The organism is Thermus igniterrae ATCC 700962 (genome assembly GCF_000376265.1).
In the GTDB taxonomy this organism is placed as follows: domain Bacteria; phylum Deinococcota; class Deinococci; order Deinococcales; family Thermaceae; genus Thermus; species Thermus igniterrae.
This window is the reverse complement of record NZ_AQWU01000039.1, coordinates 1-22304: the sequence shown is the minus strand read 5'-3', so window position 1 is coordinate 22304 and position 22304 is coordinate 1. Positions and strand designations below refer to the sequence as shown.

Here is a 22304-nt window from a genome sequence, read left to right as displayed (position 1 = left end):
CATCTCAGTACCCAGAGGAGAGGAAAGCGAAAGCGACTCCCTGAGTAGCGGCGAGCGAAAGGGGAAGAGCCTAAACCGTCTGGCTTGTCCGGGCGGGGTTGTGGGGCCCTCGGATACCGAATCCCCAGCCTAGCCGAAGCTGTTGGGAAGCAGCGCCNGAGAAGGTGAAAGCCCTGTAGGCGAAAGGTGNGGGGATAGGTGAGGGTACCCGAGTACCCTGTGGTTCGTGGAGCCATGGGGGAATCTGGGCGGACCACCGCCTAAGGCTAAGTACTCCGGGTGACCGATAGTGAACCAGTACCGTGAGGGAAAGGTGAAAAGAACCCCGGGAGGGGAGTGAAATAGAGCCTGAAACCGTGGGCTTACAAGCAGTCGCGGCCCCTTTGGGGGTTGCGGCGTGCCTATTGAAGCATGAGCCGGCGACTCACGGTCGTGGGCGAGCTTAAGCCGATGAGGCGGAGGCGTAGGGAAACCGAGTCCGAACAGGGCGTTTAGTCCGCGGCCGTGGACCCGAAACCGGGTGAGCTAGCCCTGGCCAGGGTGAAGCTGGGGTGAAACCCAGTGGAGGCCCGAACCGGTGGGGGATGCAAACCCCTCGGATGAGCTGGGGTTAGGAGTGAAAAGCTAACCGAACCCGGAGATAGCTGGTTCTCCCCGAAATGACTTTAGGGTCAGCCTCAGGTGCTGACTGGGGCCTGTAGAGCACTGATAGGGCTAGGGGGCCCACCAGCCTACCAAACCCTGTCAAACTCCGAAGGGTCCCAGGTGGAGCCTGGGAGTGAGGGCGCGAGCGATAACGTCCGCGTCCAAGCGCGGGAACAACCGAGACCGCCAGCTAAGGTCCCGAAGTCTGGGCTAAGTGGGAAAGGATGTGGCGTTGCTGAGACAGCCAGGAGGTTGGCTTAGAAGCAGCCATCCTTTAAAGAGTGCGTAATAGCTCACTGGTCGAGTGACGCTGCGCCGAAAATGATCGGGGCTTAAGCCCAGCGCCGAAGCTGCGGGTCTGGGGTGTATGCCCCAGGCGGTAGGGGAGCGTTCCCGATGCCGACGAAGGTCGTCCGCGAGGGCGGCTGGAGGTAAGGGAAGTGCGAATGCCGGCATGAGTAACGATAAACAGGGTGAGAATCCCTGTCGCCGTAAGCCCAAGGGTTCCTACGCAATGGTCGTCAGCGTAGGGTTAGGCGGGGCCTAAGGTGAGGCCGAGAGGCGTAGCCGAAGGACAGCCGGTTAATATTCCGGCCCTTCCCGTGGGTGCGATGGGGGGACGCTCTAGGCTAGGGGGACCGGAGCCATGGACGAGCCCGGCCAGAAGCGCAGGGTGGGAGGTAGGCAAATCCGCCTCCCGTACGCTCTGCGTGGTGGGGAAGCCCGTGAGGGTGACAACCCTCCGAAGCCAGGGAGCCGAGAAAAGCCTCTAAGCACAACCCACGGGAACCCGTACCGCAAACCGACACAGGTGGGCGGGTGCGAGAGCACTCAGGCGCGCGGGATAACCCTCGCCAAGGAACTTTGCAAGTTAGCCCCGTAACTTCGGGAGAAGGGGTGCTCGCCTTCGGGCGAGCCGCAGTGAACAGGCTCTGGCGACTGTTTACCAAAAACACAGCTCTCTGCGAACTCGTAAGAGGAGGTATAGGGAGCGACGCTTGCCCGGTGCCGGAAGGTCAAGGGGAGGGGTGCAAGCCCTGAACCGAAGCCCCGGTGAACGGCGGCCGTAACTATAACGGTCCTAAGGTAGCGAAATTCCTTGTCGGGTAAGTTCCGACCTGCACGAAAAGCGTAACGACCGGAGCGCTGTCTCGGCGAGGGACCCGGTGAAATTGAACTGGCCGTGAAGATGCGGCCTACCCGTGGCAGGACGAAAAGACCCCGTGGAGCTTTACTGCAGCCTGGTGTTGGCTCTTGGTCGCGTCTGCGTAGGATAGGTGGGAGCCTGGGAAGCCGCCCTTTCGGGGGCGGTGGAGGCGCCGGTGAAATACCACCCTGATGCGGCTGGGGGCCTAACCCAAGGGATTGGGGACAGCGCTTGGCGGGCAGTTTGACTGGGGCGGTCGCCTCCCAAAAGGTAACGGAGGCGCCCAAAGGTTCCCTCAGGCGGGACGGAAATCCGCCGGAGAGCGCAAGGGTAGAAGGGAGCCTGACTGTGAGGCCTGCAAGCCGAGCAGGGGCGAAAGCCGGGCCTAGTGAACCGGTGGTCCCGTGTGGAAGGGCCATCGATCAACGGATAAAAGTTACCCCGGGGATAACAGGCTGATCTCCCCCGAGCGTCCACAGCGGCGGGGAGGTTTGGCACCTCGATGTCGGCTCGTCGCATCCTGGGGCTGAAGAAGGTCCCAAGGGTTGGGCTGTTCGCCCATTAAAGCGGCACGCGAGCTGGGTTCAGAACGTCGTGAGACAGTTCGGTCTCTATCCGCCACGGGCGCAGGAGGCTTGAGGGGGGCTCTTCCTAGTACGAGAGGACCGGAAGGGACGCACCTCTGGTTTCCCAGCTGTCCCTCCAGGGGCATACGCTGGGTAGCCATGTGCGGGAGGGATAACCGCTGAAAGCATCTAAGCGGGAAACCTGCCCCAAGATGAGGCCTCCCACGGTGTAAAGCCGGTAAGGACCCGGGAAGACGACCCGGTGGATGGGCCGGGGGTGTAAGCGCCGTGAGGCGTTGAGCCGACCGGTCCCAATCGTCCGAGGTCTTGACCCTTTTTGCCCTGATGGCCACCCCAGCCAAGGTCCCCCGCCCCAAAGGCGGTGCGGGCATTTTGAAAGCCAAAACACGAGAATCCCCCGTGCCCATAGCGGCGTGGAACCACCCGTTCCCATTCCGAACACGGAAGTGAAACGCGCCAGCGCCGATGGTACTGGGACCGCAGGGTCCTGGGAGAGTAGGTCGGTGCGGGGGATTTTTCCCTTGCGGGAGTAGCTCAGTCGGTAGAGCACGACCTTGCCAAGGTCGGGGTCGCGGGTTCAAGTCCCGTCTCCCGCTCCAAAGGTGAACCTGACCCTTATACCCCCCGAAGGCTTAGCCCTCGGGGGGTTTGTCTTTTTGGGCACCTTGTGCGCCCCAAAGGGGGGTAGTATAGTCCGCAAAGGGGGGAAGGATGAGGCTTCTGGACAACTACGGGCGCATCATCAAGGACGTACGCATCTCCGTCACCCCCCGGTGCAACCTGCACTGCCTGTACTGCCACCCCCTGGGCCTGGAGATGGCCGAGCCCCCAGGCACCCTGACGGTGCAGGAGGTGGACGCCTTCCTCGAGGCCGCCTCCCTCCTGGGCGTCTCCGCCGTGCGCTTCACCGGCGGGGAACCCCTGGTGCGCAAGGAACTGCCCCAGATGGTGGAGCGGGCCCGGGCCAAGGAGGGCATAGAGGACGTGGCCATCACCACCAACGGCCTCCTCTTCCCCCGGCGGGCCAAGGAGCTGGTCCAGGCGGGGCTCAACCGGGTGAACATCTCCCTGGACGCCATCACCCCCGAGGTCTTCACCCGCATCACCCGCGGGGGGAAGGTGGAGCGGGTTCTGGAGGCCATAGAGACCGCCTTGGAACTGGGCCTCCACCCGGTAAAGCTGAACGCGGTGGTCATCCGGGGGATGAACGAGGAGGAGGTGGTCCCCCTGGCCCGCCTTTCCCTGGAGCGCCCCCTACACGTGCGCTACATAGAGTACATGCACCTGGACAACTCCGACCCCGAGGAGTACCGCCGCCGCTTTGTGCCGGGGAAGGAAACCCGGGCCCGGATAGAAGCGGTTTTTGGCCCCTTAGAACCCGTCCCCCACGACCCCACCTCCCCGGCGCGGGTCTTCAAGGTGCCGGGGGCCCAGGGCACCCTCGGCTTCATCAACCCCGTGACCGAGCCCTTCTGCTCCCACTGCTCCAGGCTTCGCCTCACCTCGGACAAAAAGCTCAGGCCCTGCCTCCTCACCGACCTGGAGATGGACATCGCCTGGGCCTTCGCCGCCCCCGAGCCGGTGGAAGCCCTGGTGGACGCCGTCCTCATGGCCACCAACCGCAAGCCCGCCTTCGGCAACACCCTGCCCACCCTGCGCCAGCGGGTCATGCTGGGGATCGGCGGATAGCCCCCAAGGTGGCGAGGACCACCAGGAAGGCCCCCAGGAGGCCGCTAGGCCCCAGCCTTTCCCCCAGGAGGAGGAAGGCGAAGAGGGTGGCCCAGACAGGTTCCAGGGTGTAGAGGATGGCCGCCTGGGGCGCGGGCACGTACCTCTGCCCCCAGGTCTGGAGCCAGGTGGTGAGGGCGGTGGCCGCCACCCCCAGGTAGAGGACCGCCCCCCAGGGCACCCCCTCCAGCCTCACCCCGTCGGCCAGGGCCCAGGGCAGGGCCAGGAGGGTGGTGCCCAAGACCTGCACGGCGGTGAGGGGCAAGGAGGGGTAGGCCTTGGCGTGGACCTCGAGGCGCACGATGTAAAGGGCGTAGGTGAGGGCGGTGAGCAGGGTCCAGAGATCGCCCAGGTTCAGGGGGGGTTGCCTGGGGTCGTAGGAGAGAAGCCCCACCCCCAGGAAGGCCAAGAGGGCCGCCAGCCACACGGGGCCCACCCGGCGCCCCGCCAGGCCCAGGAGGAGGGGCACCAGGACCACGTTCAAGGCGGTGATGAAGGCGCTGCGGCTTGCCGAGGTGTAGAGGAGGCCCACCGCCTGGGAGGCATAGCCCAGGAGGAGCCAGAAGGAAAGCTCCAGCCCCGGCCCCCAGACCCCCCGGGGCAGGCGCAGGGCCAGGGGCAGGAAGAAGAGGCTGGCCAGGAGGAAGCGGAGGAAGACCAGGAGGCTTGGGGGCATCTCCGCCACCGCCCCCTTCACCACCACGAAGGTGGTGCCCCAGAGGAGGGTGAGGAGGTTGAGGGCCAAAAGGCCCAGGGCGTAGCCGCGCATGGCCTAAAGTGTATAGCATGACGCCCGCACCCCAGGAAGTTCGCCAGGCCCTTCAGGAGCGCCTTCTCGCTCACCTGGCCCACCCCGACCCCCTGTACCAGGCCCTCCTCCAGGACTACCCCCGGCGGGGGGGGAAGATGCTCCGGGGCCTGCTCACCGTCTACGCCGGCCTGGCCCACGGGGCCTCCTGGGAAGCCGCCCTGGCCGCGGGGACTGCCCTGGAGCTTTTCCAGAACTGGGTGCTCATCCACGACGATATTGAAGATGCCTCCGAGGAGCGCCGGGGAAGGCCCACCCTGCACCGTCTCCACCCCATGCCCCTGGCCCTGAACGCGGGGGACGCCCTGCACGGGGAGATGTGGGGGCTCCTCCAGGAGGGCCTGGAGGCGGGGCTTTGGGGCCCGGGGGTGCTGGGGGAGTTCCACCAAGTGGTGCGCCGCACCGCCTACGGCCAGCACCTGGACCTCCTCTGGACCCTCTCCGGCCGGCTGGACCTCACCCCGGAGGACTACCACCGCATGGTGGCCCACAAGGCCGCCTACTACACCGCCGTGGCCCCCCTGCGCCTGGGGGCCCTTCTGGCCGGGCACGCCCCTCCTCCCCTTTACGAGGCGGCCGGGCTCCAGCTGGGGGTGGCCTTCCAGATCATGGACGACGTGCTGAACCTGGAGGGGGACGAGGCCTACGGCAAGGAGCGGGCCGGGGACCTGTACGAGGGCAAGCGCACCCTGATCCTCATCCGCTTCCTGGAAGGGGCCACTCCCGAGGAAGGGGCGCGGGCGAGGGCCCTCCTCCGCCTGCCCCGGGAGGCAAAACCCGAGGCCGAGGTGCGCTGGCTCTGGGAGAGGCTCCTGGCCTCGGGGGCCGTGGCCTGGGCCAAGGAGGAAGCCTTGAGGCTGATGACAGAAGGCCTTGGGACCCTAAAGCCCCACCTGGAAGCCCTCCCCCAACGGCAGGCGGCCCAGGAGCTCCTGGACCTCCTCACCGCCCTGGTGGCCCGCAGGGCATAATGGGGCCATGCAGGGGGTGCGCTTCAAGGTCATCACCGCCAACGATCCGGACATCTTCCAGGAGAGGCTGAACCGCTTCGTGGAAGACCTGCCGGAAAACACCGTGCTGGTGGAGGTGCGGTTCGCCGTGGCCGAGGGCTCCGCTCCCCTCTTCGCCGCCTTGGTGCAGTACAAGGAAGTGGAGGCGTGGAAGGAGTAGCGGGCTTCCGCTTCTTCCTGGCCCTGAAGGGGGAAGCCAAGCGGGAGGAGGTGCGGGCCCGCTTTCCCCGGCTGGTGCCCCTCCTCAAGGCCCTGGGGCACCAGGTGGAGGCCCAGGGGGAAACCCTCCGCCTGGTGGAACCCCTTCGCCTCTCCTGGTTCGCCCCCCTCTTCCGCGCCCACTACGCCTCCCTTTCGGAAGGGGAGCGGGCGCTGGCCCTGGAGCGCCTGGTGGAGGCGGCCCACGCCTCCGCGGCCGCCGGGGAGGCCCTGGTGGAGGGAGAGGGGCTTCTCCTGGCGGCCCGGGCCTTCCAGGCAGGAAGCCAGGCCCTCCTCCAGGGGGAGTACCGGGAGGCCCTCCACCGCTATGGGGAGGGGCTTGGCCTCCTGGAGAAGGCCGCCCTCCCCTTCCCCGCCGCCGCCCTGGCCCTCCTGGCCCTGGCCCAGGAGGGGTTCCGCCCCGGGGGCAAGGGCCGGGAGACCGCCCGCAAGGCCCTGGAGAGGGCCAAAACCCCCTTCGCCCGGGAGGTGGCGGCCCGGGTCCTCGCCCAGGGCACAAAGGCGGAGGACCCCAGGGCCTAGAATGGGGGGCATGGACGGGGGGCTTAAGCGCCTCTACCTGGCCCGGCCTCGAGGCTTCTGCGCCGGGGTGGTCATGGCCATAGAGGCGGTGGAGCGCTGGGCCGAGGCGCTTCGGGAGGAAGGGGAGCTCGTGGTCTACCACGAGATCGTCCACAACAAGACGGTGGTGGAGCGCCTGAGGGCCAAGGGGGTCCACTTCGTGGAGGACCTGGCCGAGGTGGAGGCCCTGGGGCAACAACGGCGCCTGGCGGGTACCCTGGTCTTCTCCGCCCACGGCCACCCCCCCCAGGTGCGCCGGCAGGCGGCGGCCATGGGGCTGAACATCCTGGACGCCACCTGCCCCCTGGTGACCAAGGTGCACAACGAGGCCAAGCGCTACGCCCGCGAGGGGTACTGGATCCTCCTGGTGGGGGACTCCGCGGACCACCAGGAGGTGAAAGGCACCTACGGGGAGGCCCCGGAGCGGACCATCCTGGTGGCGGTCCACACCCACGTGGGCAAGGACCCCCGCCTGGCCGACCCCCACACGGTGGAGGTGCCCGACCCCGAGCGGGTGGTGGTCCTCACCCAGACCACCCTAAGCGTGGACGACACCCTGGCCACCCTGGAAATCCTCAAGAGGCGCTTCCCCAAGCTGGTGGTCCCCGCCAGAAAGGACCTCTGCTACGCCACGCAGAACCGGCAGGAGGCGGTGAAGCGCATCGCCCCCCGGGTGCAGGCCTTCTTGGTGCTCACAAGCCCCCACTCCTCCAACGGCATGCGCCTTTTGGAGCTGGCCCAGGCCCTCACCGGCCGGGCCTACCGGCTGGAAAGCGTCCGCGACCTGCAGGAGGCGTGGCTTGCGGGGGTGGAAAGCCTCGGCCTCACCTCCGCCGCCAGCACCCCGGACGACCTGGTGCAGGAGGTGGTGGTCCACCTCCGGGCCAGGTACCCCGGCCTGGAGGTGATTGAGGAAGGGGAGTGGGAGAACATCGCCTTCCGCGAGCCCAGACCCCTATCCCCGGAGGAGGTCCTGAAGGGTGTCTGACCACCGCCTCTCCGTGGCCCCCATGGTGGACCGCACGGACCGCCACTTCCGCTACCTGGTCCGCCAGGTGAGCCGGGGGGTGCGGCTCTACACGGAGATGACCGTGGACCAGGGGGTGCTCCGGGGGAGGCGGGAACGGCTTCTGGCCTTCCACCCCGAGGAGCGTCCCCTGGCCCTGCAGCTGGCGGGCTCGGACCCCCAAAGCCTGGCGGAGGCGGCGCGGATCGGGGAGGCCTTCGGCTACGACGAGGTCAACCTGAACCTGGGCTGCCCCTCGGAGAAGGCCCAAGAGGGGGGGTACGGGGCCTGCCTCCTCCTGGACCCCCTTAGGGTGGCGGAGATCCTGAAGGCCATGGTGGAGGCGGTGCGGGTGCCGGTCTCGGTGAAGATGCGCCTGGGCCTCGAGGGGCAGGAGACCTACCCCGGCCTGGCGGGCCTGGTGGAGCGCTTCGCCCAGGCGGGGGTGGGAGTCTTCATCGTCCACGCCCGGAGCGCCCTTCTCTCCCTTTCCACCCAGGCCAACCGGGAGGTACCCCCCTTACGCCCGGAGTGGGTCTACCGCCTGAAGGGGGACTTTCCCCAGCTCACCTTCGTCCTGAACGGGGGGGTGCGCACCCTGGAGGCGGCCTTGGCCCACCTCCGGCGGGTGGACGGGGTGATGCTGGGGCGGGCGGTGTACGAGGACCCCTTCGTGCTGGCCGAGGCCGACCGCCGGGTGTTCGGGCTTGGGCGGAAGGCCAGCCGCCTCGAGGTGGCCCGGCGCATGCGGGCCTACCTGGAGGAGGAGGCCCTGAGGGGCACGCCCCCCTGGGCGGTCCTCAGGCACATGCTCAACCTCTTCCGGGGCCAGCCGGGAGGGCGGGCCTGGCGGCGCCTCCTCTCGGAGGGGCGCTCCCTGGAAGCCCTGGACCAGGCGCTAAGGCTTGTGGAGGAAAAGATAGGCCAGGAGGGCCAGCAGGAGGAACCAGGCCCAAAGGGGCAGGCGGAAGCGGCGCTCCCGCCTGCCGGTCAGGGGGTCTAGGGGCGGGGAGGGGCGCATCTTGAGCCGGGTAGCCCGCTTGAGGTGGGCCACCATCTGGTCCAGGTTTCCCTTCCGCTTGTAGAGGGCAGCCAGGTTCTCGTGGACCAGGGGGTCCTCCGGGGCCAGCTTCAGGGCCTGCTGGTAGAAGTCCAAGGCGGCCTCCAGGTCGCCCCTTTCCAGGAAGAGGTTCCCCAGGTTGGTGAGGGCCCGGTGGTGCTCGGGGTCCAGGGCCAGGGCCTTTTGGAAGTGGGCCTCCGCCTCCGCCCGCCTCCCCTCCCCCACCGCCCGCACCCCCAGGACCACCTCCCGCTCCGCGGCGAAGAGGGGGTCCTCGAGGCCCTCCGGGGCCTCCTCCAGGCGGGCAAGCCCCCCCAGGAGCCGCTCCTTTAGTTCCCCGGAGAAGCCCTCCGCATAGGCCCGGGCCCCGGGGTAGTCCTTGGCCCTGAGGAGGGCGAGGAAGCGGAGGAGGGCCTGGGCCTCGGGGTCGCCGGCAAGGGCCTTTGCCTTCAGGTCGGCCAGCATCCCCTCCATGCTAGCCCAGGGCCCGGCGGTAGACCTCCAGGTAGGCCCGGGCAGGCCCCTCCCAGGAGAAGTCCCGCTCCATGCCGGAAAGCCCAAGCCGCTTTGGCCCCAGGCGGAAAAGCCGCAAGACCCCGTAAAGGAGGCCCTCGGGGTGGTAGCTCTGGAAGAGGACCCCGGTGCGGCCATCCTCAATGGTGTCCCTCAGGCCCCCCACCGCCCGGGCCACGGGCGGGGTGCCGTAGCGCTGGGCGATCATCTGCACCAGGCCGCAGGGCTCAAAGCGGCTTGGCACCAGCAGGGCCTCGGCCCCCGCGTAGGCCAGGCGGGCCAGGGCCTCGTTGTAGGCCGCCACCAGGCGCACCCGCCCGGGGTGGGCCGCCTCCGCCTCCCGGAAAGCCCTCCCCAGCCCCTCCTCCCCCACCCCCTGGACGTAGAGGCTAAACCCCAGCTCCAAGAGGGTGGGCAGGGCCTGCAGGAGGAGGTCCAGGCCCTTCTGGGGGTCCAGGCGGCCCACGTAGGCCAGGACGGGGGGCTTAAGGCCCGTACGGGCCCGGAAGGCCTCCTTGGCCCGGGCCTTCCCCTCGGGACGGGCCCGGGTGTAGGGGGCGGGCAGGTGGGGGTCATGGGCGGGGTCAAAGACCTCGGTGTCCAGGCCGTTCAGGATGCCCCAAAGCTTCCCCGCGTGCCGGCGCAAGACCCCCTCCAGCCCCATGCCGAACTCCGGGGTCTTTATCTCCTCCGCGTAGGTGGGGCTTACGGTGGTGAGGGCCCGGGCGAAGACGATCCCCCCCTTCATGAGGTTCACCCGGCCGTAGAACTCCAGGGCCTCCATGTGGAAAAGCCCCCAGGGGAGCCCGGTCCAGTGGAAGAAGGGGGCCGGGTCCACCAGGCCCTGGTGGGCCAGGTTGTGGATGGTGTAGACCACGGGCACCGGGGCGGTGAGGGCCAAGAGGGCGGTGGTCCAGTCGTGGGCGTGGACCAGATGAAACCCTCGGGCCACCTGGGAAGCGGCCAGGGCGAAGCGCAGGTAGCGCTCGGGGTCGTCGGGGTAGCCGTAAACCCGCTCCCGGTCAAACCCCGCCACCCCAAGGAGCCAGAAGCGCACCCCTCCTTCCACCCGCTCCCCCAGGGGGGCCCGCTCCTCCCGCCCGGCGAAGGCGTAGGCCACCTCCCCCACCCCCCGGGCCTCGAGGCCCCGGTGCCAGGGGAGGAGGACCGTGGCCTCCACCCCCAGGGGCCTGAGGGCCTTGGCCAGGGCCCCCACCACATCGGCAAGCCCCCCCACCTTCACCAGGGGGTAGGCCTCGGGGACCACCTGGAGCACCCTCACGGGGCCTCCCCCTCCCCCCGCCACACCCCTTCAGGAAGCGGGGTTCCCTGGGGTTCCTCCAGGTAGAGGTAGGTCCAGGCCTCCACCGCTCCTTCCTCGGTCTCTACCCGGACCCGCACCCGGCGGTACTCCACCCCCTCCTCCTCCAGGGCGTCCAGAAGGGGCAGGGCCTCCTCCCGGAGGAAGAGGACCTCGCCGAACACCCGCCCCGCCCCGGGCACCATGGCGGGGTAGGCGTAGGGCCTTTCTCCCCCCGGGGGCAGGTGGTAGAGGGCAAAGCCCTCCACGTACCCCGGGACCGCCCGCAGGAGGTGGTCCGCCACCAGGGGGTGGTTCCTCTCCCCCCGCTTCAGGGTGCCGTAGACGAAGACCGCCTCCACCTCACTCCCCCAGGAAGCGGTACCCCAGGCCCACCACGGTCTCTATGAAGCGGGGGGCCTCGGGGTCGTCCTTGAGCTTTTTGCGCAGGAGGCGGATGTAGGCGTCCACCACCCGCTCCGAGCCCTCAAAGTCCGGCCCCCAGACCCGCTCCAAGAGCTCCTCCCGGGTGTACACCCGGCCGGGGGCCTGGACCAGGGCCAGGAGGAGGTTCATCTCGGTGGCGGAAAGCCTCAGGGGCTCCCCCTCCAGGTAGGCCTTTCTGCCCTCCAAATCAAGCTCCAGGGGGCCAAAGCGCCGCCTGCCCTCCTTGCCCGCCCGGCGCAGGAGGGCCTTGATGCGGGCCAGGAGCTCCTTGAGGGAGAAGGGCTTGCCCAGATAGTCGTCGGCCCCCTCCAGGAGGCCCTCCACCCGGCTTTCCTCGTCGGCGCGCCCGGTGAGGAGCAAAACGGGGAGCAAGGGGTCCAGGTCCCTCAGGGCCTTGAGCACCTCCAGCCCCTCCAGGTCGGGAAGCCCCCGGTCCAGGACCACCAGGTCGGGCCTGGGGGTCCCGTGGGCCCGGTCCATGGCCTCCCGCCCGGTGCGCACCCAGGCCACCTGGAGGCCCTCCTTCTCCAGGAAGCGCTTGACCAGGTCCCCCACCTGGGGGTCGTCCTCCACCAAAAGAATATGCGCCATAACCCTTTCCCGAATACTCAGCGTCCCAGAATCACCACCACCGCGGGATACTCCCCTTCGGGTAGCCGCAGGAGCCGGACCACGACCTCATCGTAAAAGGTTTCCGCGGGATAGGCAAAAAGCCCCTGGCCGGTGGCGGCCAGGAGGACCAGGCCCGTGGCGTAGCCGGCCTCCAGGAGGGCGTACCGGTACCCCCTGAGGCCGAAGAGGGCCTCGCTGCGCTCCGGCACCAGGGTGAGGACTAGAAGGGCCGCCGCCCTTTCCAGGGCCAAGCCCACGAGGGCCTCCGACCAGGCGGCCTCCTCCACCCTCAGGGCCAGCTGGAAGAGCTGGTGCTCCTTGGGAAAGTAGTGGTAGACCCCCGGGAAAACCCCCTCCACCCGGCGCACCACCAGGTAGGCCTCCAGGGGGTAGGCCTCCCCCGCCGAGGGGAACCCCCGCCCCCCCCGGCGCTCCGCCAGGGGGTAGAGGACCTGGGAAAGGTCCTGCAGGGTCAAGGAGGCCCCCACCTCGGGGAGGGCCGGGCGGAGGTGGGCCAGGGCCCGGAAGAGGGGTGGCCCCCCCTCGGGGCGGGCCGGGGGCAGGGCCTGGGTCTCCAGGGGGTTGGCGTAGACCTTGGCCCTGGGCTTGCGCTTGAGGGGGAGCTCATCCCCGGGAAAAAGGCGGGAGAGCCGGTAGAAGAGCTTACCGGGATGCTTCTCCATGGCTAGAAGCGGTAGCTCTTGGGCACCACCACCACCCCTTCCGGGGTCACGGTGAAACCCCGGGCCCGGTCGGCCTCGAGGTCGTAGCCGATCTCGGTGTGGGGTGGGATCTTCACGTTTTTGTCAATGATGGCGTTGCGGATGCGGCAGTAGCGGCCCACCTCCACGTCGTCAAAGAGGACGGAGCGCTCCACCAGGCTGTAGGAGTTCACCCGCACCCGGCGGAAGAGGACGCTCTCCCGCACCGTCCCCCCGCTCACGATCACCCCCCCGGCCAGGAGGCTGTTCAGGGCCCGGCCCACCCGGTCCCCCGTCTCGTGGACGAACTTGGCGGGCGGGCTGAAGAGGTTGGCGGTGCGCAGGGGCCACTCGGGGTTGAAGAGGTCAAACTCGGGGATGACCTTGACCAGGTCCATGCTGGCCTCAAAGTAGGCGTCCAGGGTGCCCACGTCGCGCCAGTAGAGGTTGGGGCCTTCCTGCCCGGGGATGGGGTTGCGGTGGAAGTCGTAGGCGTAGACCCTGTACCCCTCCTTTAGGGCCCGGGGGATCACGTCCTTGCCGAAGTCGTGGCTGCTGCTGGCCTCTTTGGCATCGGCCTCCAGAAGCTCAAAGAGGGCCTCGGTGCGGAAGATGTAGTTGCCCATGGAGGCCAGGGCCAGGTGGGGCTTGTTGGGGATGGGCTTGGGGACCTGGGGCTTCTCCTGGAACTCGGTGATGCGCCACTCGGCGTCCACCTGCAAAACGCCAAAGCGGCTCGCCTCCTCCAGGGGGACGGGGTAGGCGGCGATGGTGATGTCCGCCCGCTTCTCGTAGTGGTACTCCACCATGTGGCGCACGTTCATCTTGAAGATGTGGTCCCCCCCGAAGATGGCCACCGCCTGGGGGCTGTGGTTGTGCACCAGGTGGAGGTTCTGGTAGATGGCGTCGGCCGTGCCCCGGTACCACACGGGGCCCAGCTCCTCGTAGCGGTACATCTGGGCGGGGACCAGGAGGATGAAGTGGTCCTCCAAAAAGGCCCCGAAGCGCCAGTAGCGCTGGATGTGCTCGGTGAGGGACTGGGCCTTGAACTGGGTGAGAACGTACATGGCGTAGATGCCGGAGTTGACGAAGTTGTTGAGGACGAAGTCAATGATGCGGTACTTGGCCCCAAAGGGGACCGCGGGCTTGGCCCGCTTGGCGGTGAGGGGGTAGAGGCGGCTTCCCTGCCCCCCCGCCAGGATCATGCCCAGCACCTCCACCTTCACCATGAAATCCCTCCTTTGGAGGTAGTTTACCCCAAGGCCCAAGGGGCAGGGGTCCGGGTATAGTGGGCCCGATGCGGGTCTCTGCCCTTACCTGGTTCACCCCCCCCACAAGCCCCAAGCCCGCCCCGCCCTTCTTCGGCCAGGAGCGGGCCCTGAAGGCCCTCGAGGCCGCCTTCCGGCAGGGGGGCCACGGCTACCTGGTGGGCCCAAGCGGCCTGGGCAAGCGCAAAAGGCTTCTGGCCTACCTGGAGGGCCGGAGCTTCCCCAAGGAGGAGCTGGTCTACCTGCCCCTGGGGGAGGAGGCCTTCCCCCTCCTCCTGCCCCCGGGGGAGGGACGGGCCCTGGTGGAGGGGGTGGAGGCCCTCTTCGCCGAGTTCACCCCGGCCCTCTTCCGGGAAAAGGGCTTCCTCTACGCCAAGAGCCTGGTGGAAGCCCGCTACGAAAAGGAGGCGGAGGCCCTCCTCAAGGGCCTGGCCCAGGAGGCCGAGGGCTACGGCTTCGCCCTTTTGGAGGGGGAAGAGGGACTCAGGCTCTCCGGCAAGGGCCCCCTGCCCCCGGAGCTTTCCGCCAAGCTGGAGGAGACCATCTTGGCCTACGTGGACGTGCGGCAGCGGGCCGAGGCCGAGGTGGCCGCCCTAAGGCGGAGCTTTGCCGAGCGCTTCCTCCTGCCCAAGGCCCAGGAGCTCAAGGGCCGCTTCCCCCAGGCCGGGCGCTACCTGGACTGGATCCTGGAAACCCTCCTGCGGGCGGCGGCCCTGGAGGAGGAACCCCCCCTGGAAAGGCTCCTCCCCCGGCTTCTGGTGGAGGGGGGGGAGCGGGTGGTCTACGAGCCCAACCCCAGCCCTGAGCGCCTCCTGGGCCACCTGGAGTACGAGATGCGGGAGGGGGCCCTCTCCACCCACCTGGGCCTCCTGCGCCCCGGGGCCCTGCACCGGGCCACCGGGGGGGTTTTGGTCCTCGAGGCCCACCGGGTATGGGAGCTGGGGAGCTACGGCCTCTTGAAGCGGGCCCTGGCCACGGGAGAGGTGGAGCCCCTGGCCCCCCGGCCGGAGGTGAAGGGCCCCAGGCTCAAGCCCGCCCCCCTCAAGGCCCAGGTCTTCCTGGTGGGCCCCCCGGAGGTCATCGCCTTCCTGGAGGAGGACGAGGAGTTTTTGGAGTTATTCCCCTTCCGGGTGGAGTTCAGCCCGGAGATCCCCTACACGGAGGAGAACGTAGCCTACCTGGGGGGCTTCCTGGAGAAGGAGGGGGTGGCCTTAAGCCCCGAGGGCCTGGCGGCCCTGGCGGACGAGGCCCGGCGCCTGGCGGGGCACCGGGAGCGGCTGGACGCCCGGCTTTACCGCCTCCTGGACCTGGCCAAGGAGGCCCTAGCCCTGCGGCGCCCCGTGGACCGGGAGGCGGTCAAGGAGGCGGTGCGGGCCCGGGAGGAGCGCTTCGGCCTGGAGGAGGCCCTCTACCTGGAGGAGCTAAGGGAGGGGGTGGTGGCCCTGCAGGTGGAGGGGGAAAGGGTGGGGGAGGTGAACGGCCTGGTGGTGGTGGAGGGCCCCCTGCCCACGGGCCGCCCCGTGCGCATCACCGCCCAGGCGGGTCCCGGGCGGGAGGGGGTCTTGTCCATAGACCGGGAGGTGGGCCTGGGGGGCCAGGTCTTCCACAAGGCGGTCCTCACCCTGGCGGGCTACCTGCGGGGCACCTACGCCCCGGTGGGGGCCCTCTCCGCCACGGTGAGCCTGGTCTTTGAGCAGAGTTACGGGGGGATTGAGGGGGACTCCGCGGGGCTGGCCGAGCTTTTGGCGGTGCTTTCCGCCCTCTCCGGACTCCCCCTGCGCCAGGACCTGGCGGTCACCGGGGCCATAGACCAGACGAGGCGGGTGCTGGCGGTGGGCCGGGTGGCGGAGAAGGTGGAGGGCTTCTACCGGGTCTGCCGCACCCTGGGCCTCACGGGCACCCAGGGGGTGGTCCTCCCCCGGGCCAACCTCCCCCACCTCACCCTGCGGGAGGAGGTGGTGGAGGCCCTGGAGGCGGGGCGGTTCCACCTCTACGCGGTGGAGGAGGTGGACGGGGCCATAGAGCTCCTCTTTGGACGCAAGGCCTACTGGGTGCACGAGAAGGTGCGGGAGGCCCTGGAGCACTTCCAGAAGCTGGAAAACGGCGAGGAGAAGGTCTAGGGGGCGGGCTCCAGCAAGAGGGTCCTCCCCTCCCCCGCCAGGCCCATGGGCAGGTAGGCCCCCCGGGCCCAGAGGGGGAGGAGGTCGGCGTAGTGGGGGGAGAGGAAGTGGCCGGACTGGCCCATGGGGTGGATGAAAAGGGAGGCCTCGAGGTCCGCCAGGTTCACCACCTGGCGGTAGCTGGGCCCGTGGGTCATCCTTAGGGTCTCGGGGTCAAAGGGGCCCACGTTCACCGTGTAGCGATCCCCCCCGAAGGCCACCCCCCGGTCGGTGAGGCGCTTTAGGGGGGTGTGGGTGAGGACGGCGTGGGGGAAGCTGGCCCGGTGCACCTCCCCCCAGGTGCGGGCCCGGAGGGCCTCCTTGCGGTCCAGGGCCTTCTCCAGGGCCAAGCCGGCGTAGTCCAGGCAGCCTTCCCGGTACTCCGTCTCCGGCTGGTCGCAGTTGGGGTCCCCCGTGCGCAGGGCCTTCAGCAAGTAGCGGGGCTCGTCCCAGAAGGCCTGGCCCACCTCCCTGGCGGGGAGGCGGGTGAGCTCCGTGTACCAGAGGGCAAAGACCAGGGCCTCCTGGGAACCGGGGGCCATGGTGCCGTCCCAGGCGAGAAGCCGCTCACGCCAGGCCCGGCTCCTCTCGGAAAGGGGGGTGAGAAGCTCCAGCACCGGGCGGAAGTCCCGGTAGAGGAGGCTCTTCTGGTCCAGCTGGATGGCCACCATGTCCTCCGGGGAAAGGCGCTCCTTGGCCCCAAGGAGCTCCAGGATGCGCTCCGCCCGGTAGGGCTCAGCCCAGTCGTAGGTGAGGGCGTAGGGGAAGCCCGCCGGGGTCACCTTGTGGTTGGCGGTGACGATGAGGCCCGCCTCCGGGTTCAGGACCTGGGGCCACTCCTCGGGGGCGCGGTAGCCCTGCCAGTCCCACTCCCCATTCCCCGGGACCGGCACCATCCCTGTGTGCCCCGCCTTGCGGATGGGAAACTTCCCGGGGGCGATGTAGCCGATATTGCCCTCCACATCGGCGTAGACGAAGTTCTGGCTGGGGGCGGAGTAGTGCCTGAGGGCTTCCTTAAACTCCTCCCAGTTCCCCGCCCGGTTCACCCCCAGGTAGGCCATGAGGAGGTGGTCCTCGGGGTCCAGGCTCACCCAGCGCAGGGCCATGGGGGTCCTGGGGGGGTCCTTGAGGGCGTCGGTGATCACCGGGCCGTAGAGGGTCTCCCGCACCCGGAGCACCTCCTCCTTGCCCCCCTTGACCCGGATGCGCTCCTCCCGCACCCGGTAGGGCACCACCTGGCCCCGGTGGCGGTACCCCCGTCCCTCCACGTCCTCCAGGAGGTAGAGGTCCTGGACGTCCGCCCCCACGTTGGTCACCCCCCAGGCGATGCGGTCGTTGTGGCCGATGACGATGCCGGGCACCCCGGGCAACGAGGCCCCCACCACCTTAAGCCCCGGGGCCTCGAGGGCCATCAAGAACCACAGGCTGGGCGCCCCCAGGCCCAGGTGGGGGTCGTCGGCCAGGAGGGGTTTGCCGGTGGTGGTGCGGCTTCCCGCCACCACCCAGTTGTTGCTGGCCTCCAGGAAGCGGGGCGGGGCCATCCCCCGAAGGGCGGCGGGGGCCTCCTCCCGCGGGAGGGAAAGCCTGAGGTCCTGGGCCTGCAGGATGGTGGGGGCGTCCTCGGGGTAGGGGGGAAGGAGCTCTAAAAGCCGCTCGGGGCTCACCCCCCGGGCCAGGAGCCGGTGGCGCAAAAGCTCCTCCTCCCAGTTGCCCGAGAGGTCAAAGCTCATCATCTTGGCCCAGACCAGGACGTCGGGGCCCGTCCAGGGCTCGGGGCGGAAGCCCAGGAGGCGGAACTCCGGGGGCAGGGGGGCTCCGCTTTGCAAAAAGGCGTTCACCCCGGCCACGTAGGCGTCCACCGCCCGCTTCTCCTCGGGGTAAAGCCTGGCGTAGGCGCTTTGCGCCGCCCGGTAAAACCCCCAGGTGCGGAGGAAGCGGTCCTGGGCCAGCGCGGCCTCCCCCAGCACCTCGGAAAGCCGGCCCTGGCCCACCCGCCTTTGGAACTCCATCTGCCAAAGCCGCTCCTGGGCGTGGACGAAGCCCTGGGCGAAGAGGAGGTCCTCGAGGCTCTGGGCCCTGAGGCGCACCAACCCGTGCCGGTCCCGCACCATCTCCACCGGGGCGGAAAGGCCCTTGACGCCCAGGCGCCCGGCCGTCTGGGGCAAGGAGGCCCGCAGGAAGAGGTAGGCCCCCAGCCCGCCCAGGAAGCCCAAAAGAAGCGCAAGACCCAAGAGCCAGGCCAAAGCCCGCAAGAGGCGTTTCATAGTTGGACGGAGTATACCATGGGGCCTGGACCTCATGGTGCAGCTCCTGGCCGGAGTACTGGTGGGCCTCTCCTTCCGCCGTGAGCTCCTATCCCCCCGCCTCCTCCCCTACGCGGCCCTGGCCGCCTTGCTCTTCCTCCCCCTCGCCCTCCTCCTGGCCTTCCTCCTCTCCCCCGCCCTGGGCCAGACCCCCAAACGCCTCCTCTTCGCCCTCGCCCCCGGGGGCATCACCGGGATGGGCCCCCTGAGCCAGGCCGAGGGGGGGAACCCCGCCCTGGTGGGGGTCTTCCACACGGTGCGGGTCTTCCTCCTCTTCCTCTTGGTCCCCCTCCTGGCCCGGCTTTTTCGCTAGCATGAGGGCATGAGGCTGGAGTTCGTGGAGAACGGCCCCATCCGCCTCGAGGGGAAGCGGTTTCGCATCCGGCTGGGGGAAAAGGAGGAGGTCCGGGAAAGGCCCCGCATCTCCCTCTGCCGCTGCGGGGCTTCGGCCAACAAGCCCTTCTGCGACGGGACCCACAAGCAGGTGGGCTTCCAGGCCCCCGGGGGGGTGCTGGAGGTGGAAGGGGACTGACCCACTGGTCAGCTAGGACGCCAAGGGGTAGACTCCGGTAGCCATGGGCGAGATGCGCTACCGCAAGCTGGGCAAGTGGGGCCTCAAGGTCTCCGAGATCTCCCTGGGGGCCTGGGTCACCTTCGGCGATGTGGTCAAGGACAAGGAAACGGTCCGGGAGATCGTGAAGATCGCCTATGAGGGCGGGGTCAACTTCTTTGACAACGCGGACGTCTACGCCCGGGGCCTGGCCGAGGAGGTCATGGGGGAGGTGCTCCAGGAGTTCCCCCGGCACACCCTGGTCCTCTCCACCAAGGCTTACTGGCCCATGTCTGAGGACCCCAACGACCGGGGCCTGAGCCGCAAGCACCTGCTGGAAAGCATCACCCGGAGCCTAAAGCGGCTTCAGACCGACTACGTGGACCTCTTCTTCGCCCACCGCTACGACCCCGAGGTGCCCATGGAGGAGATCGTTTACGCCATGCACACCATCGTGGAGAAGGGCTACGCCCTCTACTGGGGTACCTCGGAGTGGCCCGCCGCCCGCATCGCCGAGGCGGTGGCCTTCGCCAGGGAAAACGGCCTCCACCCCCCGGTGGTGGAGCAACCCCAGTACTCCATGCTCTACCGGGAGCGGGTGGAAAACGAGATCCTCCCCGAGGCCGAGCGCTTTGGCCTGGGCCTGGTGGTCTGGAGCCCCCTGGCCATGGGCATGCTCGCCGGGCGCTACGACGAGGGCATCCCCGAGGAAAGCCGCTTCGCCCGCTACTCCCAGTTCGCCGAGCGCTTCCTCACAGAGGAAAACCGGAAGAAGGTGCTGAGGCTCAAGGCGGTGGCGGACGAGCTGGGCCTCACCCGGGCCCAGCTGGCCCTGGCCTGGGTGCTGAGGCTTCCCGGGATCTCTAGCGCCATCACCGGGGCGACCCGCCCAGAGCAGATCCGGGAGAACCTGGGAGCGGCGGGGGTGGACCTGCCCCAGGAGGCCCTGGAAAAGATTGAGGCCATCCTAAAAGGCGAAGCCTGAGCTAGGGGGCCCCCAACCCCTTGGCCATGCTCCTTGCGGGGCCGCTGGCCGACCGGGTCTTCGGCCCCCGGTACGGGCAGGGGGAAGGCATCACCCTCATGCTCCTCCTCTTCGGGAGCCTGGGGGTGCTTTGGGGGCTTTCCGGCTACCTCTTTCCCGGGGCGCGGGAGGTGGAGCGCCTCCTTCCCGACGCTAAGGAAAGCCAGGCAGCCGCGCCGTGATCGGACGCGGACGCAAGGCCAAGGGGCGCCCTTCCAATGTGGCTTCCTTCCCTCCCAAGGAAAGAGGGGGCCTGTAGGCTTCCCCTATGGGCGAGCCCCTCCCCGCCACGGCCCTCCGCCTCCTGGAGAAGGGACGGGACCGGGAAGCCCAGGCCTTTCTCCTTCCTCCCCAGGAGGGCCCTTTGGAGGCGGAGCGCCTCGCCCTTCTCGGCTTCGTGGAGGCGAGGCGGGGAAACCTTCAGGCCTACCGCGCCCTGGCCCTGGAGGCCGCCCAAAGGGCCCAGACCCCCCTCACCCTCTACCACCTGGGCCTGGCCCTCCCCCCAAAGGCGGGGGCCTTGGCCCTGGAGGAGGCCCTCCACCGCTTCGGGGGGGACGCCAAGGGGGAGGCCCGGCTCCACCTGGCCTTGGCCATCGCCCTGGAGCGCCTGGGCCGGCCCGAGGCCCTGGCCCACGCCGCCCTCGCCCGCCTCAAGGACCCCTCCCCCTGGACCATCCTGCACCACCTGCGCCTGGAGCTCCTCTTCGGCACGAAGCCCCTCCCGGAGGTCCTGGAGGAGGCGGAGCCCTTCCTGCCCCACCCCTTCCCCGGGGTGCGCCTCCTCGTGGGGCACACCCTGGCCCTGACTCACCTCCTCCGGGGAAGCCCAAGGCGGGCCAAAAACCTCCTCCGGGGCCTTCTCCCCCTCCTGGAGCCGCAAAGCCTCGCGAGCTTCCTCGTCCTCGGGGCCTTGGCCCTAGACCCCCCCGAGGTCCGGCTCCTCCTGGAAGGGGCTAAGGCCTTCCTCCCCCGGGAGGGCTGGCCCTGGGGGTTTTACCTCCTGGCCCGGGGGCTTGGGGAGGGGGATGAGGCCCACCTCCTCGCCGCCCACGGCCTCCTGCGGGAGGAGGGGGCGCTCTACGCCCTCCTGGCTGAAGCCCGCCTGAAGGCCCTCGGGGTGGAGGTGGAAGCCCCTCTGGCCCCGGGGCTCGCCCCCGCTCTCCGCCCGGAGGCCCGGGCCCTCCTTTTGGGAGAGGCCGGAACCCCTCTCCTTCGCTTCCTCGGGGGAGGCCCCCTCCCCTCCCTGGGCCCCAGGGGCACCGAGGCCCTGGCCCTCCTCCTCGCCCACGAGGCAGGCCTTTCGGGAGAGGCCCTGGGGGAGGCGCTTTACGGGGAGCCCAACCCGGGGGCCCTAAAGGCCCTCCTCCACCGCCTGCGGGAGAAGGGCTTCCGCATCTCCTGTTCCCCTTACCGCTTGGAAAACCCTCCCCCCTCGGACCTCGGAGCCTTCCTTAAGGCCCTCTCCCGGGGGGACCTGGAGGGGGCCCTGGCCCTCTACCAAGGCCCCCTCCTCCCCTGGAGCCAGGCCCCGGGGGTGGAGGAACTCCGCCTGGAGCTGGAGGAGACCCTGAAGCAGGCGGTGCTGGCCCAAGGGGACACGGAAAGCCTCTTCCTCCTGGCCGAGCGCCTGAAAGAAGACCTGGAGGTCTGGGAAGCCCTCCTGGAGAGGCTACCCCAGGAAGACCCCCGCCTCCCCATCGCCCGGGCCCAGGTGGCGAGGCTCCGCCGGGAGTAGGGGGTGTGAGAAACCGTTGTAAAAGTCTCCTCCTCCAGCTTATGCGGCCCTGGCCAGCCGCTTCACCAGCAAGCGTATCATGCCTAAATACAGCCAGGCTTCCGTTACCTCAGGGTGGTACTCGTAATCTTTCCCCAGCCGTCGGTTTCGCCCCATCCAGGCAAAGGTCCGCTCCACCACCCACCGCTTGGGCAGGGGCTTGAACCCACCCTCCCGCGGGATCTCCGGCACCTCCTCCCCCTCCCGCACCCAGACCCCCCGCACCCCCGCGTAAGGACGGGCCACCACCTCCAGCTCCAGTCCCAGCCCCCTAGCCACCTCCCGCAAACCCCGGTAGCCCCAGTCCACAAAGAGCTTGCCTACCCGGGGCCACAAGGAGCGGTCCATCCCCAAAAGCAACGCCTGCCCACCCCACTTGTCGTGCTCATTGGCCGGGTGGACAAAGGCCTTCAAAAGACGACCCCCCGTGTCCGTCAGGATCTGCCGCTTCCTCCCTTTGACCTTCTTCGCCCCGTCGTGTCCCCGGGGCCCCCCTTTTCACTCGTCTTCACCGACTGGCTGTCCATAACCAGGGCACTCGGGGAGGCATATCGTCCTCCCCGCTCCCGGTCACGACGGGCCAGAACCTGAGCTACCTTCTCCCAAACCCCTTCCTTCTGCCACTTGCGGAAGTAGTGGTAGACCGTGGACCAGTGGGGCAAGTCGTGAGGCATGGCCCGCCACTTGATGCCGTTTTCCAGGACGTAAAGTATGGCGCTGACGATCTCCCTCCTCGGCACCTTTGCGGGTCGGCCACCGGGCTTGGGGGCGGGGATCAACGGCTCCAGGATGGCCCACTCCGCGTCCAACAGGTCGCTGGGGTAAGATCTCCGTGTAGAAGCCACCCTTCAAGTATAGCGGACTTTTACGACAGTCTCT

The 22304-nt window shown here is 68.9% G+C and carries 21 protein-coding genes, 1 tRNA gene and 2 rRNA genes; 15 read left to right on the top strand and 9 right to left on the bottom strand.

Annotated elements, in window-relative coordinates; translation table 11 throughout:
• The 4 genes from B128_RS0101955 to moaA form a co-directional block, all read left to right on the top strand.
• Positions 1–2693 (top strand): 23S ribosomal RNA (locus B128_RS0101955); the annotation flags it as partial.
• Positions 2694–2774: 81 nt separating this feature from the next.
• Positions 2775–2891: ribosomal RNA gene (rrf, locus tag B128_RS0101950) — 5S ribosomal RNA — on the top strand.
• A gap of 11 nt (positions 2892–2902) precedes the next feature.
• Positions 2903–2978: transfer RNA gene (locus B128_RS0101945), tRNA-Gly, on the top strand.
• Between the two features lie 112 nt (positions 2979–3090).
• Positions 3091–4068 carry a GTP 3',8-cyclase MoaA gene (gene moaA, locus B128_RS0101940; RefSeq protein WP_018110609.1) on the top strand — a complete coding sequence of 326 codons (978 nt, stop codon included), beginning with the start codon at positions 3091–3093 and terminating at the stop codon, positions 4066–4068.
• On the opposite strand, the gene B128_RS0101935 is transcribed toward moaA, so the two are convergent.
• Positions 4046–4876, bottom strand: a complete 831-nt coding sequence (locus tag B128_RS0101935) for a DMT family transporter (protein WP_018110608.1) — start codon at positions 4874–4876, stop codon at positions 4046–4048. The genes moaA and B128_RS0101935 overlap by 23 nt on opposite strands.
• Before the next feature lie 17 nt (positions 4877–4893).
• Here B128_RS0101935 and B128_RS0101930 point away from each other — a divergent pair, with 17 nt between their 5' ends.
• The 5 genes from B128_RS0101930 to dusA are packed head-to-tail and all read left to right on the top strand — an operon-like array spanning position 4894 to position 8714.
• Positions 4894–5886, top strand: a complete 993-nt coding sequence (locus tag B128_RS0101930; RefSeq protein ID WP_018110607.1) for a polyprenyl synthetase family protein — start codon at positions 4894–4896, stop codon at positions 5884–5886.
• Between the two features lie 7 nt (positions 5887–5893).
• A complete protein-coding gene (locus tag B128_RS0101925; protein WP_018110606.1) occupies positions 5894–6085 on the top strand; it encodes a hypothetical protein in 192 nt (63 codons plus the stop codon).
• Entirely contained in the window at positions 6073–6666 is a 594-nt protein-coding gene (locus B128_RS0101920; RefSeq protein ID WP_018110605.1) for a hypothetical protein, read from the top strand. Before B128_RS0101925 ends, B128_RS0101920 begins: the two co-directional genes overlap by 13 nt.
• Before the next feature lies 1 nt (position 6667).
• Positions 6668–7693 (top strand): 4-hydroxy-3-methylbut-2-enyl diphosphate reductase, encoded by a 1026-nt coding sequence (ispH, locus tag B128_RS0101915; protein ID WP_018110604.1) that lies wholly within the window; start codon positions 6668–6670, stop codon positions 7691–7693.
• The gene (gene dusA / locus B128_RS0101910) at positions 7686–8714 is read left to right on the top strand and encodes a tRNA dihydrouridine(20/20a) synthase DusA (protein WP_018110603.1); all 1029 of its coding nucleotides are present in this window, start codon (positions 7686–7688) and stop codon (positions 8712–8714) included. The genes ispH and dusA overlap by 8 nt, the downstream gene beginning before the upstream one ends.
• Here dusA and B128_RS0101905 read toward each other — a convergent pair.
• From B128_RS0101905 to glgC, 6 genes are read right to left on the bottom strand one after another with little or no spacing between them, the layout of a single operon-like run.
• Entirely contained in the window at positions 8610–9245 is a 636-nt protein-coding gene (locus B128_RS0101905) for a tetratricopeptide repeat protein (protein WP_040683550.1), read from the bottom strand. The two genes, dusA and B128_RS0101905, sit on opposite strands and share 105 nt — an antisense overlap.
• Before the next feature lies 1 nt (position 9246).
• Positions 9247–10566, bottom strand: coding sequence for a glycogen synthase (locus B128_RS0101900; protein WP_026174940.1), 1320 nt, complete (start codon positions 10564–10566; stop codon positions 9247–9249).
• Entirely contained in the window at positions 10563–10946 is a 384-nt protein-coding gene (locus tag B128_RS0101895) for a gamma-glutamylcyclotransferase family protein (RefSeq protein WP_018110600.1), read from the bottom strand. Before B128_RS0101895 ends, B128_RS0101900 begins: the two co-directional genes overlap by 4 nt.
• Before the next feature lies 1 nt (position 10947).
• Positions 10948–11622 carry a response regulator transcription factor gene (locus B128_RS0101890; protein WP_018110599.1) on the bottom strand — a complete coding sequence of 225 codons (675 nt, stop codon included), beginning with the start codon at positions 11620–11622 and terminating at the stop codon, positions 10948–10950.
• A gap of 17 nt (positions 11623–11639) precedes the next feature.
• Positions 11640–12326 (bottom strand): SagB/ThcOx family dehydrogenase, encoded by a 687-nt coding sequence (locus tag B128_RS0101885; protein ID WP_018110598.1) that lies wholly within the window; start codon positions 12324–12326, stop codon positions 11640–11642.
• 2 nt (positions 12327–12328) lie between these two features.
• Positions 12329–13573 (bottom strand): glucose-1-phosphate adenylyltransferase, encoded by a 1245-nt coding sequence (gene glgC, locus B128_RS0101880; protein ID WP_018110597.1) that lies wholly within the window; start codon positions 13571–13573, stop codon positions 12329–12331.
• A gap of 68 nt (positions 13574–13641) precedes the next feature.
• On the opposite strand from glgC, the gene B128_RS0101875 reads away from it, so the two are divergent.
• The gene (locus B128_RS0101875) at positions 13642–15732 is read left to right on the top strand and encodes an AAA family ATPase (RefSeq protein WP_018110596.1); all 2091 of its coding nucleotides are present in this window, start codon (positions 13642–13644) and stop codon (positions 15730–15732) included.
• Here the strand turns inward: B128_RS0101875 and B128_RS0101870 are convergent.
• Positions 15729–18035, bottom strand: a complete 2307-nt coding sequence (locus B128_RS0101870; protein WP_018110595.1) for a penicillin acylase family protein — start codon at positions 18033–18035, stop codon at positions 15729–15731. The genes B128_RS0101875 and B128_RS0101870 overlap by 4 nt on opposite strands.
• Between B128_RS0101870 and B128_RS12135 the strand changes: the two genes are divergently transcribed.
• From B128_RS12135 to B128_RS0101845, 5 genes are all read left to right on the top strand, one after another.
• The gene (locus B128_RS12135) at positions 18034–18387 is read left to right on the top strand and encodes an AbrB family transcriptional regulator (protein ID WP_483855274.1); all 354 of its coding nucleotides are present in this window, start codon (positions 18034–18036) and stop codon (positions 18385–18387) included. The genes B128_RS0101870 and B128_RS12135 overlap by 2 nt on opposite strands.
• A 9-nt stretch (positions 18388–18396) precedes the next feature.
• Entirely contained in the window at positions 18397–18606 is a 210-nt protein-coding gene (locus B128_RS0101860; protein WP_018110593.1) for a CDGSH iron-sulfur domain-containing protein, read from the top strand.
• Between the two features lie 43 nt (positions 18607–18649).
• Positions 18650–19609 carry an aldo/keto reductase family protein gene (locus tag B128_RS0101855; RefSeq protein ID WP_018110592.1) on the top strand — a complete coding sequence of 320 codons (960 nt, stop codon included), beginning with the start codon at positions 18650–18652 and terminating at the stop codon, positions 19607–19609.
• 26 nt (positions 19610–19635) lie between these two features.
• Entirely contained in the window at positions 19636–19830 is a 195-nt protein-coding gene (locus B128_RS0101850) for a hypothetical protein (RefSeq protein ID WP_018110591.1), read from the top strand.
• Between the two features lie 86 nt (positions 19831–19916).
• Complete coding sequence (locus tag B128_RS0101845; protein ID WP_018110590.1) at positions 19917–21386, top strand: hypothetical protein; 1470 nt, start codon at positions 19917–19919, stop codon at positions 21384–21386.
• A 39-nt stretch (positions 21387–21425) separates the two neighbouring features.
• Here B128_RS0101845 and B128_RS12845 read toward each other — a convergent pair.
• Positions 21426–22270 (bottom strand): IS5 family transposase gene (locus B128_RS12845; protein WP_244452484.1). Its coding sequence is split into 2 segments (ribosomal slippage): positions 21426–21922 and positions 21922–22270, totalling 846 coding nucleotides; the frame shifts between segments, so codons are not numbered across the junction.
• Positions 22271–22304 lie beyond the last annotated feature (34 nt).